Origin of the sequence: Deinococcus arcticus (assembly GCF_003028415.1) — a bacterium.
GTDB lineage: Bacteria > Deinococcota > Deinococci > Deinococcales > Deinococcaceae > Deinococcus > Deinococcus arcticus.
The window spans coordinates 74660-87150 of sequence record NZ_PYSV01000002.1 but is presented as its reverse complement, the minus strand read 5'-3'; the positions used below and the strand labels follow the sequence as shown (position 1 = coordinate 87150).

The window sequence follows — 12491 nt, the reverse complement described above, 5'->3', positions numbered from 1 at the left end:
CGGAGGTGACGGAAATGAACGGAATCCGTATCAAACGGCGCCGCCCCAACGGCACAGAAGAGCGCCCCGCCCCTCGGCCCGGTCAGGGGGGCCAGAGGCGGGGCGCTGCTGCGCCGCTTTACTGCCCGGTGATCGCCTTCAGGGGGTCCACCAGACCGAAGCCGAAGTTGTTGTCCTTGCCGGCGGTGCCCAGGTCCCTGGCGGTGCTGGTCAGCAGGTTCAGCAGGCCCGTGTTCGTCAGGGTGGGCTTGGCGGCCCACACCACGGCGGCGGCGGCCGAGACGTGTGGGGTGGCCATGGAGGTGCCGTTGTACGACTCGTAGTCGGCGCCCGTGACTGCCACGGTGCCCGTGGTGGGCAGCTGGCCCAGCAGGCTCTGCCCGTCGGCCTGCAGGATACCCACCACCGGAATGCTGTAGCTGTTGGTCAGGCTCAGGCCCAGCGCGCCCGCCGCGTTGTTGAAGATCATCACGGCCCGGGCGCCGCTGGCGGCTGCGTTGGCCACCTTCTCTTCGAAGGAGCAGGTGCCGCGCGAGATCAGGGCGATGTTGCCGCTCAGGGCCGCGTTGCGCACGCCCACCCCACAGAATTCGTTGTTGGTGCCGCCCGCCGCCACCACGTTGCCGCTGAAGGTGGCCTTGGCGCTCAGGTCCGCCGACTTTACGTCGCTGAAGGTCGCGCCGCCGCCCGAGGCACTGGCGCGGGTACCCTGGCCCAGCGGCACCGGGCTGATCACGTCCACGCCGGGGCCCACCAGATCCACCTGGGTGCCGAAGTTGCTGAAGTCGGCCTTGAGCAGGTTGCTGTCCACGGCGCCCACGCCCACCACGTTGGTGTAGGCGGCGGGGTAGGACACGGCGGCGCCGTCGTTGCCAGTCGCGGCGATGGTCAGGGCGCCCTTGCCATGCACGCTGGTGTAGGCGCGCTGCTCGGTCTGGCTGGCGCGGCCACCGCCCAGCGACAGGCTGATCACCACCTTGCTCTCGGTGCCGCCCTGACTCTTCAGTTGCGCCGCGCACCAGTTCACGCCGTTGATGATGCTGCTCGACGAGCCCGAGCCGGTGTCGCCCAGCACACGCGCAATGTACAGGTTCACGCCCGTGGACACGCCCACCACGCCGCTGGCGTCCATACCACTCTGCAGCCCCGCAGCCCCGGTGCCGGCGCCCAGCTGGGCAAACACCGTGCCCGCCACATGGGTGCCGTGGTGCGACACGTCGTTGAGCTGGTAAGGATCGTTGCGGTTCGCTTCAGTGGTTACAAAGTTACGGAAGCCCTTGATCTTGCGGCCAAACTCGGGGTGGTTGCCGTCAATGCCCGTGTCGCCCACGCACACGGCCACGCCCGCGCCGGTGTAGCCGCCCGCCCGCAGGTTCTGCACGCGCAGGGCGTTGTCGCCCCAGGTGTACTCGCCGCTGGGGCTGTACAGCGCCTGGGCAGTCAGCCCCTGCCCGGTCACGGCCTGGGCACTCAGGCCCGCCGACACCTTGCTGTCCGTCACGCCGCTGCGCGCTCCCATGGCGCGGCGCACCAGATCGGGTTCCACGTACTCCACCAGCGGGTTGGCCTGCAGGCGGGCCAGGGCGGCGCTGTCCAGCTTCACGGCCGCCGCGCTGATCTCGGCCCACTGGCTGGTCAGGACCCCGCCGGCCGCTGCAATGGCCTGCGCCTGCAGCGCCGCCTGGGCGTCCAGCGCCTGCGCACTCAGGCCCTGGGCGCTCACCGCGCCCTGCTTGAACCCCACGAGGTAGGCCCCGGCAATCGCCTCGGCGGCGGGTGCGCTGGCTGCCGGGGCAGCGGCCACGGGCGTGGTCTGCTGCCCGCAGGCGGCGAGGGTCAGGGCGAGGGTGGCGGCCAGCAGGAAACGTGCGTGGGTCATGGGGGCTCCAGACAGACAGGAAAGTGGGGGCGGGGCCCGGGGCCGTGGGGGCCAGGGCACAGACGGGGGCCGGGCGCCACGGCAAGGCAGCGGCGAGGCGAACAGTGTGGGTTCGTGCAGAACGGAAAGGTTGGAGCGGATAGTAGAGCGCGCCCAGCGCCCGGCCCGCCTCATGTCTAGGTCGCAGTGGGCTGGGTGTAAAAAGAGCCAAAAGGGGGCAGTGGGCGCGCCTCTGGAGCTGATCGCAGGCTGACTGGGCGTCAAGTTGTGGCTATGGAACCGGCACAGCCGTCGTACGATGATTTTTTTGAAGCTCTGGCGGCTGGATGCGCCTCTGCCCAGGGCGCCCCCGGGGCCAAAAAAACGCTGGGAGCCTGCGCCCCCAGCATCTGCACGCTCCCGATTACCAGCGCTCGGTCACGGTCTTGAGCTGCATGAAGTTGGCCAGGTAGTCCGGCCCCCCCGCCTTGGAATCGGTGCCGCTCATGTTGTAGCCGCCGAAGGGCTGCACGCCCACGATGGCGCCGGTGATCTTGCGGTTGAAATACAGGTTGCCCACCTCGAACTCGTTTCTGGCCTGTTCCAGCCGCTCACGGCGGTTGCTGCACACCCCGCCGGTCAGGCCGTATTCGGTGGCGTTGGCAATATCCAGGGCGTCCTGCCAGTCTCTGGCCCGCAGTACCGACACCACCGGCCCGAAGATTTCCTCCTGGGCCATGCGGGCATCCCGCGCCACGTCGCCCACAATGGTCGGCTCAATGTAGTAGCCCGGCTTGCCGCCGCACTCGCCGGGGGCCTGGCCGCCCAGCAGCACGGTGCCCTCGCGCGGAGCCAGTTCCAGATAGCCCCTGATCTTGTCGAAGCTCATCTGGTTCACCACGGCCGTGACATTGGCGTTGTCCTCGCCGGTGCCCACCTTCAGGGCCCGGGCGCGCTCCACGAAAGCACCCACCACCGCGTCGTACACCTCGTCCACCACGATCAGGCGGCTCATGGCGCTGCACTTCTGACCGTTGAAGCCGAACGCCCCTTGCACGGCGGCCGTCACCGCCACGTCCAGATCGGCGGTTTCGTCCACGATCATGGCGTCTTTACCGCCCAGTTCCATCACCACGCGCTTGATCCACTTCTGCCCGGGCTGCACCTTGGCGGCCACCTCGTTGATGTGCAGGCCCACGGCGCGGCTGCCGGTAAAGGTAATAAAGCGGGTTTTGGCGTGGGTGGTCAGGTACTCGCCGATGTCCTTGCCCACGCCGGGCAGGAACTGCAGCACCCCGGCGGGCAGCCCGGCTTCAAGCATGATGTCCACCATGAACCCGGCAATCAGCCCGGCGTCCTCGGCGGGTTTGACCAGCACGCAGTTGCCCGCCACGATGGGCGCGGCTGCCATGCCGATAAAGATGGCGCAGGGAAAATTCCAGGGGCTGATGCTTACGCCCACGCCCAGCGGAATGGACATCAGGCCGTTTTCCTCGCCCTCGAACCATGTGGTTTCGCTGCTGCCAAACCCGGCGTACTTCATGGCGCTGCGGGCGTAGTACTCCAGGAAATCAATGGCCTCGGCCACCTCCACATCGGCCTCGGCGTAGTTCTTACCCACCTCGATGCTCATCAGGGCGCAGGCTTCCAGGCGGCGGCGCTTCAGGATGGCGGCGGCTTTCAGCAGGATGCGGGCGCGGGCGTCCATATCCCACTTTTTCCAGCTCTCGAACGCTGTCCAGGCGCCCTGCAGGGCCCGTTCGGCATCTTCGCGGGTGGCCCTGGCGGTGGTGCCCACCACCTCGTTGGTGTCGCAGGGGTTCAGACTGGTCAGCTTCTCGGCGGTGTCCACCCGCTCGCCGTCAATGATGAGCGGGTAGTGCTTGCCCACCAGTTCGGCGCGCACCTTCTTCAGCGCGGCCTCATAGGCGGCCACGTTCTCTGGCTGGGTGAAGTCAATGAAGCTCTGCGGGCGGTAGTCCTGAACTTTGATCATGGGGTGTCTCCTTGCAGCAGGTGTGGCAGGTCGTGGGCGAAGGCCTGTGCGGTACGGGCCGGGCGGCCCAGCAGGCGGGGTAGGTCCTCCGAGACGTGAGCGGCGAGGCCAAAGCGGGCCGTGGCGTAGATGGCTTCCATCACCAGAATCTGGGCCGGCGCCACGCCGCGTGCCCGCAGCAGCCGGAAAAAGGCCAGCGGCGAGGGATCGGTGTAGTGCACCGGACGGCCCAGCGCCTCCGTGAAGATGCGGGCCAGTTCGCCGTAGGTCAGCGCCTGGGCCCCCGTCAGTTCGTAGGCCCGCCCCGCGTGCCCCGGCTGGGTGAGCACTGCGGCCGCCGCCTCGGCCACATCGCGCACGTCCACGAAGGCGGTGCGGCCCTGGCCAGCAGGCACAGCCAGTTCGCCCCGGCGCAGTTCGGGCCGGTGGGTGGTGGTCAGGTTCTGCAGAAAGAAGCCGGGGCGCAGGAAGGTCCAGTCGGCGCCGGTGCCGCGCAGGTACGCTTCCAGCTGCGCGTGGGGGGTGACGGTCAGGCGCTCGGCGCCCTGCAGCGACAGCAGCGCGAAGTGGGTCACGCCCGCACCCAGGGCCACGTCCAGCGCGGGCACGAGGTCGCGCGTCACGCGCCCCAGCTGCGGTGGGCGCAGCACGAACAGCTTCTCCACGCCCTGCAGGGCCGCGCGGTAGGTGGGGCGCTCCCCGAAGGTCAGCGGCGCGAACTCCACCTGCCCGGCCACATCGGCCAGGGCCCGCCGGGCCACCTCCGGGCGGCGGGCCAGCACCCGCACCCGGGCGCCCCGGCGCAGCAGTTCACGCACCAGCGGCGTGCCCACGTTCCCGGGGGCGCCGGTCACGCCGATCAGGCCCGGTGGAGTAGAAGCGGGCAGGTGCGGTCTGGGTTCCGTCATGGGGTCTCCTTTGGCTGGTCCTCAGCGGGAGGGCTGGGCGGAAGTGGGCTCAGGCAGCAGCGCCTGACGGCCCACCCCCAGCGCCTGGGCGTGACGGGTGATCTGCTCGCGCAGGGTGTTCAGGCGGGTGGCCTGTTCGGGTTCGGGCAGCTGGGCCAGCGCAAAGGCCTGCGCCACGTCGTCCAGCAGCGCCTCGGTCTGGGTGCTCAGGCGGGAAAACTCGGGGCTGCTTTCAGGCACCTTGGCCAGATCGTGCGCGGCCTGGTGGGCCAGGTCCCACAACTCGCCCAGGCGCCACTCGTCGCGGATCAGCACGTCCAGCGGCTGCGGGCGGCGTTCGGGCAACTGGTTCAGGCGCGTCAGCACGCCGGCAGGCAGTTCGGCGGCCAGATGCTCGTCCAGGGCGCGGCGGCCGACCGGCTGACAGTCCGCCAGAATGGCGGCAAAGGCGCGCTGGCGCCCCCCGCCCAGCGCCTTCTGTACAGCGCTCAGCCGCAGGGGCAGGGTCAGCAGGAAGTACGAGATCAGCAGCAGGACGCCGTAAAACCCAACCACCAGCAGATTTTCAAGGAACCCGCCCTCGGCCAGCAGCAGGAGCAGCGCGAGCAGGCCGAAGCTCACCAGATGCGCCCACAGCAGCGTCAGATGAATCACGCCGTAGGCGTCGCGCGCCACCGGCAACTGGCTCAGGCGCCGCAGCGCCGCCGGGTGCAGGTACAGCGTTTGCCCGCCGCGCTGAAACCCCTGGTACATGCCCTCGCGTTCACTGATCTCGTGCAGTGTGGCGCGCACATGGGGCTCAAGCCGGGGAGAGAACAGCGCCCGGATCTTGTCCTCCAGGGCCCCGGCGGTCTGCAGCGCGCCGTCCGGGTAGATGTGCAGGGTCAGCGGGGGCGCGCTGTGCTCGCTGAAGGTCAGGAAGAATTCAGGCAGGTGGCGCCGCTGCTCGGGCGTCTGGTCTAGCCCCAGTTCGCGCACCGCCTGAAAGTAGTCGTGGAAGAAGTTACGCAGGCCACTGATGGCGCGGGGATGAACAGGCGGCAGGGACATGACCGTATTCAAGCGCGTCTTAGCCCCGGAGCATGCCGCGAATGACGAACATCGCGTTGCGCGGCGTCTCGGCAATGCGGCGGCTGAAGTAGGGATACCAGTCGCGGCCGTAGGGAATGTAGGCGCGCACGCGGTAGCCGTCTTTCACCAGGCTCTTTTGCAGGTCGCGGCGAATGCCGTACAGCATCTGGAACTCAAAGGCGTCCCTGGCAATGCCGTGTGCCAGCGCGAACATCTTCACGTCGTCAATCAGGCGTTCGTCGTGGGTGGCCACGTTCACGTAGTTGCCAGCCGTCATGTGCGCGTACACCAGGCGGCGGTAAGCAGCGTCCACATCGGCCTTGTCGGGGTAGGCCACCGTCTCGGGTTCCAGGTACGCGCCCTTCACGACCCGCAGGTTGGGCTGCAGGTCGTCCAGCGCCGCGCGGTCGGCCTCGCTGCGGTAGAGGTAGCTTTGCAGCACCGTGCCCACGTGTCCATGCCCGAATTCGCCCACCAGCGTGCGGAACTGTGCCAGCGTCTGGTCCACGCGGGGGTGGTCTTCCATATCCAGGCACACGAAGCCGCCAAATTGCCGCGCCCGCCCGATGATGCGCCGGGCGTTCTTTAAGCCCAGGTCCTCGCCCCCCACGGTTTTGCCCTGGCCCACGCTGGAGAGCTTGATGCTCACGTAGGGCGTAATGCCGGCCGCGTGGGCCGCGTCAATCATGGTCAGCACGTTGTCGGCAAACGCGGTGCATTGTTCGGGCGACTCAATGAACTCGCCCAGCAGGTCAAGGTTGGCCAGAATGCCGTCCTGCTGAAGTTCCTGCACGGCGGCAATGGCCGTCTGGGGGGTCTCGCCGGCCACGAAGCGCTGGGCCATGCCCCAGCCGCGCGCGCGCACGACATTCTCGATGGCTTGCTGACCGGCAACGGTCAGAACGGCTTTGCGGTACAGCTGATCAATCATGGGCATTCTCCTCAGTACCTCGCCCCCGCATTTCAACGGTTCAGAAGTGTGCCGAAACGTTTCCATTTCCGGGGCGAGGCACTTTTCTCGCTACTCGCTTCGCTCGGTTGATCCGGGGATCAACAGCGACTGATTGAGGTCGTGGGGCACCAGGGCGGCGAAAGTGCGGACGTGAAGGCGCGCCGCCTCGCGCGCGGCGCCGGGGTCGCGCGCCAGAATTGCGTCCAGCAGGGCGGCGTGCTGCGCGTCGGTCTGGGGGTGGGCGTTGTAGGTGCGGGTCTGGTGTTTGATCAGGGCCACCCGCTGCTCCAGGTCGCGGGCCAGGGGTGTCAGGGCGGCGTTCTGGGCCGCGTGCGTGATGGCGCGGTGAAAGGCAAGGTCCAGGCGCGTCTGGGCGCGGTAGTCGTCGGCGGGCGCGGCGTGCAGCTCGGCCAGGGCGGCACGCAGCGCGGCGGCGTCCGCCGGGGTGTGGTGCTGCGCGGCCAGGGCGGCGGCCAGACCGTCCAACTCCTCGCGCACCACGTAGGTGTCGCGGGCCTCGGCGGCGCTCAGCAGGCGCACCCGCACTCCCTTGTTCGCTTCGGCCACCAGCAGGCCGTCCTGGGCCAGCCGCATCAGTGCCTCGCGGATGGGGGTGCGCGACACGCCCAGTTGTTGCCCCAGTTCCACCTCGCCCAGGCGTTCGCCGGGGGCCAGCACGCCGTCCAGCACGGCGCGGCGCAGGTGTTCGTACACACCGTCGCGCACCAGGGTGGGGCGTTCAAACGAGGTCATTGTGGATACTGTATACAATACTTGAGCCCGGGTCACCAGCCCCCCTGTTGGCCTCTGCCCACCCAGGCGAGTGGTGCTGCAGTGGTGGCGCTGGGAAGCGGGCCGTTCAGCTGTTCTCGCCTGTTTCCCTGTTGCGTCCACCGCCACCCTCGGCCAGACGGTGCAGCGGGCGCAGGATGAACAGAAACAGCAGCGTGGCCCCCAGCCCGAACACGTACAGGTGCAGGCCGCAGGCCACCCCCACTCCGGCGGTTGCCAGCAGGCTGGCCGCCGTGGTCAGGCCGTGCATCTGCCGGCCCTGCCCGGAAGAAAAGATGGTGCCCGCCCCCAGGAAACTCACGCCGCTGACCACCGCTGCCAGCACACCCACCACATCAAAGCGCACCCCGGCGTGGTCATTGCCGAACTGCCGAATCAGGGATTCAGCCAGCACCACGAACAGCGCCGCGCTGACCCCCACCAGCATGTGGGTGCGCAGGCCCGCGCCGGCCCGCTGGGCCTCGCGTTCCCAGCCGATCAGGCCGCTGAGCACCGCTGCCACCAGCAATCCGGTGAGCAACTGCAACTGCGCGGCAATTTCTGTCCAGGGCATCATGTTCCCCGACCGTAGGGGGCGCAGCTTCCCGGGGCAAGGGGCCCGGTCTTAACATTCCCGCACTCAGAGTCAAAAGTGACCTAGGGCACGTTTGCTTTGGGCTATCCCCCCCTAAACTGCTCTCATAGTTTTCCTGGGTACGCACATTGAGAAGGGGCGCGCAGGCAGATTCTGGGCGCCCCGGATCGCCCTTGAGAGCTAAGGAGTGCATTATGGCAGTAGGCAAAGTAAAGTGGTTCAACGCGGAAAAGGGTTACGGCTTCATTCAGACTGAAGGCAGCCCCGACGTCTTCGCGCACTTCAGCGCCATCCAGGCCAGCGGCTTCAAGAAGCTGAACGAAGGCGACGAAGTCGAGTTTGAAATCGAAGAAGGTCAGCGCGGCAAGGGCCCCCAGGCCAAGAACATTGTCGTGACCAAAGCTGCTCCCGTCAGTGAGTACGGTGGCGGCGCTGGCGGCGGCAGCCGTCGCAACGACCGCTGGTAACCCCAGTCTTCAAGGTCAGAGGCACCTCCTGTGTGGGGTGCCTCTGGCTTTAGTGTGGCCGGACCAGTGTGGGGTGTTCAGCCTTCACCGCGCTTCAACGTTTCCCCCGATTCAACGTTCGTCGGGCCCCACAGGCTCAATGGGAAAGATGCGCCCGGCCAGCTTCAGCAGGGCGCGCTCACCGGCCCGGGCCACGCAGGCCGCCGACCCCAGGCACAGCGTGACGTAGCGCGTGCGCCGCGCCGCCACATGCACCCGGTACAGTGCGGCCTCGCTGCGGCTGCGCGTGTAGTGGCACAGGTCGCAGTGCAGGGGGTTGTTGCCCTTGGGCTCAATGGGCGTGAATTCGGCCAGCTGGTCACCGTGCACCAGCGCCAGGCGGCCATCGGCCACCTCGTACAGACCCAGGGTGGCGCGCGCCGGGCCGTGGCCGTCGCCAAACAGTTCGCGGTGGGTGTCTGGAAACAGTTCGCGCAGCAGATCCTGCGCGCTGTGCTCGTCGTGTTTCTTGCGCGGGTCGCTCATGGCCTTGCAGTGTAGGGGGCGCCCGGCGCGCCGATGGTGGACCGTGGCACAGCCCCCTGCGACCGCGCGGCGCTAGACTGCCGGGCGTGAGGTCGCGCAGCGCCAACCGCAGTGGCATTGTGATTCGGCGCCGGGTGACCCCGGCGGGCGACATCATCGTGACCCTGCTGACCCCGCAGGGCAAACTCAAGGCCATTGCGCGCGGTGGCGTGCGCGGCCCGCTGTCCAGCCGCCTGAACCTGTTTCACCATGTGGGCGTGCAGATTTACCAGACCCCCGGCAACGACCTGGCGACCGTGCAGCAGGCGGTGCTGGAAGGCGCGCTGCCCAGCCTGGCCCAGCCGGGGCGCTACGCCTTTGCCCACCTGATGGCCGAGTTTGCCGACGCGCTGTTTCAGGAAGGCGAGTTCAGCGAGCAGGCGTTTGAGCTGTTTGCCGGCGCCCTGCGTGGCGTGGCGCACCAGCCCGACCCCGAATGGGTGGCGCTGGTCATGAGTTACAAGCTGCTGGCCCTGGCCGGCTTTGTGCCGCAGACGGCCCGCTGCGCCCGCTGCGGGGCCCCGGCGCCCGCTCACCCCGATCCCCTGGGCGGCCAGCTGCTGTGCGCGCGCTGCGCCGCGTTGCCCGCCTACCCCGCCGAAGCGCTGGATTTCTTGCAGGGTGTGGTGCGGCGCACGGTGCGCGAGAGCATGGCCCACCCCCTGAGTGCCGAGCAGCGCCCGGCGCTGTGGCGCGCCCTGGAACGCTTCGTGACTGCCCAGGTGGGCAGCGTGCAGTCCTGGCGCCAGCTGGTGCCGACCGCCCTGAGCGCCTGAGCGGGCCCCGCCTGTTCCCGCCTTACTGTCCCAGCGCCGCGATGGCCCCCAGCAGGGCCACCGGCGCGGTTTCGGCGCGCAGGATGCGGGGCCCCAGGGTGACTGCGTGGGCGCCGCGTGCGCTCAGGGCCGCCACCTCGGCGTCGGTCAGGCCGCCCTCGGGGCCGGTAATCACCGTCAGTGGGCCGTGCCACGCCACCACGTCGGCCACGCGCGCCTCGGCGCCCGGCTGCGCCACCAGCACCTGTCCGGCTGGCTGAAAGGCGGCCAGGGGCACGGGTGGGCGCACCGGGGGCACCACCGCGCGGCGCGACTGCTTGCTGGCTTCCTGGGCCACGCGGTTCAGGCGCTCCAGCTTCTGCGGCCCAATTTCGCGCACATCGGCGCGGGCGGTGACCAGGAGCTGCACCTGCGCCACGCCCAGTTCGGTGGCGGCGCGCACCACGTCCGAGAGCTTGTCGCCCTTGAGCAGCGCGGCCCCCAGCGTGAGGGGAAAGGGGGTTTCGGCCGCGCCGCTGACGGCCTCGCCCAGGGTCAGCACGGCGCGGCCCTCGTCCAGCTCGCTCAGCGTGGCGCGCGCTTCCTGGCCCCCGCCGTCGAACACGCGCACCTCGTCCCCGGGGCGCAGGCGCAGCACGTGCAGGTGGCGGGCCTCGCCCGGGCCCAGCACCATCGTGGGCCCCAGTGCCCCCACCCGCAGGCGGTGGCGGGGCAGGTCCGGGCTCACGCGCCCGCGCGGGCGGTGACCAGTGCCCACTCGCCGTCCTCGCGCACGGTCACGTCCGTGAAGCCCTCGCGGGCCAGGGCCGCGCGCACCAGCGGCAGTTTGCCCAGCAGAATGCCGGTCAGGATCAGTGGGCCGCCCGGACGCAGGTGCGGCACATACGCCCCGGCCAGCAGGTCGTGCAGTTCGGCGTACAGGTTGGCCACCAGCACGTCGTACACGCCGTCTTCCACCACGTCGCCGGGCAGCTCGTCGCCCAGGGTGCCTTCCATAAAGGCGCTGCGGCCCGCCGGCACCCCGTTCAGCTCGGCGTTTTCCCGGGCAATGGGAATGGTGATGGGATCAATGTCCACCCCCAGGGCGTAGCGCGCGCCCAGCAGCGCCGCTGCGATGGCCAGCACGCCGCTGCCAGTGCCCACATCCAGCACGGTGCGGCCGTTCAGGTTCAGGGCGCTCAGGGCTTCCACCGCCAGCCGGGTGGTGGCGTGGTGGCCAGTGCCAAAGGCCATGCCCGGCTCGATGATCAGCGGCACCTGCGGGGCGCTCACCTCGGCGCGCAGCCACGGCGGCACGATGGTCACGCGCCCGGCCGCCACCGGGCGGAGGTTGGCCTTGAACTCGGCCAGCCAGTCCTGATCGGCTTCCTGGCGCCACTCGCCGTCGCGCACCGCCTCGGGCAGGGGGGTCTGCTCGTCGAAGTAGGCGCGGATCACGCCCGCGCGCTCCTCCAGGCCGGTGGCCCCGGCCTGCCACAGCAGGTCCAGGTGATCGTCTCGCGTGTCGAAGGTTCCGGGAAGGTGATACACCAGCATCGCCTGCAGTGTACAGAGTTGCCCTGCTCCCAGCGCTGCCCAGGGGACATCTGCACGGGCGGCCCCGGGCGGGGGGCGGGGCGCACCTATACTGGCCCGGATGAAGCTCGCCATCGTCGGAGTGGGAAAACTGGGTCTGGCACTGCTGGAGGGGGTTACCGCGCGCGGCGTGATGCCCGCCGCCGAGATTGGTCTGCTGGACGCCAACGCCCCGCGCGCCCAGGAGATCGCCGCGCGCACCGGCGCCCGCGTGCTCTCTCCTGCAGAACTGGGCCGCGCCGAGCGCATTCTGATCAGCCTGCAGCCGCGCGTGTTTCCCGAGGCGGCCGAGTGGCTGGCGCAGGAAAACGCCGGGTACATCTCTACCATGGCGGGCGTGAACGTGACGGCCCTGTCGCGGCGCCTGGGCACCAAGCGGGTGGTCCGCGTAATGCCCAACCTCGCCGCCACGATTGGCCTGAGCCAGACGGCCATCACCGGCCCGCGCGAGGCGACCGACGCGGGGGATCTGGCGTTTGCCCGCACCCTGTTTGGCGCGGTGGGCGACACCTACGACCTGCCCGAGCACCTGTTCAACACCTTCACCGGCATGAGCGCCTCTGGTCCCGCCTACGCCGCCGTGGTGGCCGAGGCGCTGGCCGACGGCGGCGTGCGCATGGGCCTGCCCCGGCCACTGGCCAACGAACTGGCGGCCAAGCTGCTGGTGGCCACCGGCGAACTGCTGCAGCGCCGCGCGCACCCGGGCCTGCTGAAAGACGAGGTGGCCAGCCCCGGCGGCACCACGATTGCGGGCCTGGCCGCCCTGGAGGCGGCGGGCGTGCGCGGCGGCCTGATTGAAGCGGTGGTGCAGGCCACCCGGCGCGGCAACGAACTGGGCCGCGACCAGGATTAAGGGCAGGGGCCAGTGTCACCCTGGGGCTTGCCTCCAGGGCCGCTGGCTCTGGCCTCGTTGGTCAGGGCAGGAGCGGGCTGTCCGTGAGCGCCTATGTATGTGCGC

Annotated in this window: 13 protein-coding genes; 3 read left to right on the top strand and 10 right to left on the bottom strand. The window is 69.4% G+C overall.

Translation table 11 applies throughout. The features are described from left to right. Nucleotides 1-118: 118 nt before the first annotated feature. The 7 genes from C8263_RS02680 to C8263_RS02650 form a co-directional block, all read right to left on the bottom strand. Complete coding sequence (locus tag C8263_RS02680; RefSeq protein WP_107136573.1) at nt 119-1879, bottom strand: S8 family serine peptidase; 1761 nt, start codon at nt 1877-1879, stop codon at nt 119-121. 403 nt (nt 1880-2282) lie between these two features. After that, on the bottom strand, nt 2283-3854 hold the full coding sequence (pruA, locus tag C8263_RS02675; RefSeq protein WP_107136572.1) for an L-glutamate gamma-semialdehyde dehydrogenase: 1572 nt from the start codon (nt 3852-3854) through the stop codon (nt 2283-2285). Further along, the gene (locus C8263_RS02670) at nt 3851-4762 is read right to left on the bottom strand and encodes an SDR family oxidoreductase (RefSeq protein ID WP_107136571.1); all 912 of its coding nucleotides are present in this window, start codon (nt 4760-4762) and stop codon (nt 3851-3853) included. Before C8263_RS02670 ends, pruA begins: the two co-directional genes overlap by 4 nt. 21 nt (nt 4763-4783) lie before the next feature. Continuing rightward, on the bottom strand, nt 4784-5812 hold the full coding sequence (locus tag C8263_RS02665) for a hypothetical protein (RefSeq protein ID WP_107136570.1): 1029 nt from the start codon (nt 5810-5812) through the stop codon (nt 4784-4786). Nucleotides 5813-5831: 19 nt separating this feature from the next. Further along, a complete protein-coding gene (locus C8263_RS02660) occupies nt 5832-6764 on the bottom strand; it encodes a proline dehydrogenase family protein (protein WP_107136739.1) in 933 nt (310 codons plus the stop codon). Nucleotides 6765-6854: 90 nt separating this feature from the next. Then, nucleotides 6855-7538, bottom strand: coding sequence for a GntR family transcriptional regulator (locus C8263_RS02655; protein WP_107136569.1), 684 nt, complete (start codon nt 7536-7538; stop codon nt 6855-6857). 106 nt (nt 7539-7644) lie between these two features. Continuing rightward, the gene (locus C8263_RS02650) at nt 7645-8133 is read right to left on the bottom strand and encodes an MgtC/SapB family protein (RefSeq protein ID WP_233218597.1); all 489 of its coding nucleotides are present in this window, start codon (nt 8131-8133) and stop codon (nt 7645-7647) included. Nucleotides 8134-8345: 212 nt separating this feature from the next. On the opposite strand from C8263_RS02650, the gene C8263_RS02645 reads away from it, so the two are divergent. Beyond that, entirely contained in the window at nt 8346-8618 is a 273-nt protein-coding gene (locus C8263_RS02645) for a cold-shock protein (protein ID WP_107136568.1), read from the top strand. A gap of 111 nt (nt 8619-8729) precedes the next feature. On the opposite strand, the gene C8263_RS02640 is transcribed toward C8263_RS02645, so the two are convergent. After that, nucleotides 8730-9143: a hypothetical protein gene (locus tag C8263_RS02640; RefSeq protein WP_107136567.1), complete on the bottom strand. Its 414-nt coding sequence runs from the start codon at nt 9141-9143 to the stop codon at nt 8730-8732. 86 nt (nt 9144-9229) lie between these two features. Between C8263_RS02640 and recO the strand changes: the two genes are divergently transcribed. Next, nucleotides 9230-9958, top strand: a complete 729-nt coding sequence (gene recO, locus C8263_RS02635; protein WP_107136566.1) for a DNA repair protein RecO — start codon at nt 9230-9232, stop codon at nt 9956-9958. 22 nt (nt 9959-9980) lie between these two features. Here the strand turns inward: recO and C8263_RS02630 are convergent, their stop codons facing one another. After that, nucleotides 9981-10631, bottom strand: a complete 651-nt coding sequence (locus C8263_RS02630) for a 16S rRNA (uracil(1498)-N(3))-methyltransferase (RefSeq protein WP_233218626.1) — start codon at nt 10629-10631, stop codon at nt 9981-9983. Nucleotides 10632-10681: 50 nt separating this feature from the next. After that, nucleotides 10682-11494: a 50S ribosomal protein L11 methyltransferase gene (locus tag C8263_RS02625; protein ID WP_107136565.1), complete on the bottom strand. Its 813-nt coding sequence runs from the start codon at nt 11492-11494 to the stop codon at nt 10682-10684. A 100-nt stretch (nt 11495-11594) separates the two neighbouring features. Between C8263_RS02625 and proC the strand changes: the two genes are divergently transcribed. Next, nucleotides 11595-12386, top strand: a complete 792-nt coding sequence (gene proC / locus C8263_RS02620) for a pyrroline-5-carboxylate reductase (protein ID WP_107136564.1) — start codon at nt 11595-11597, stop codon at nt 12384-12386. The last annotated feature ends 105 nt before the right edge of the window (nt 12387-12491 follow it).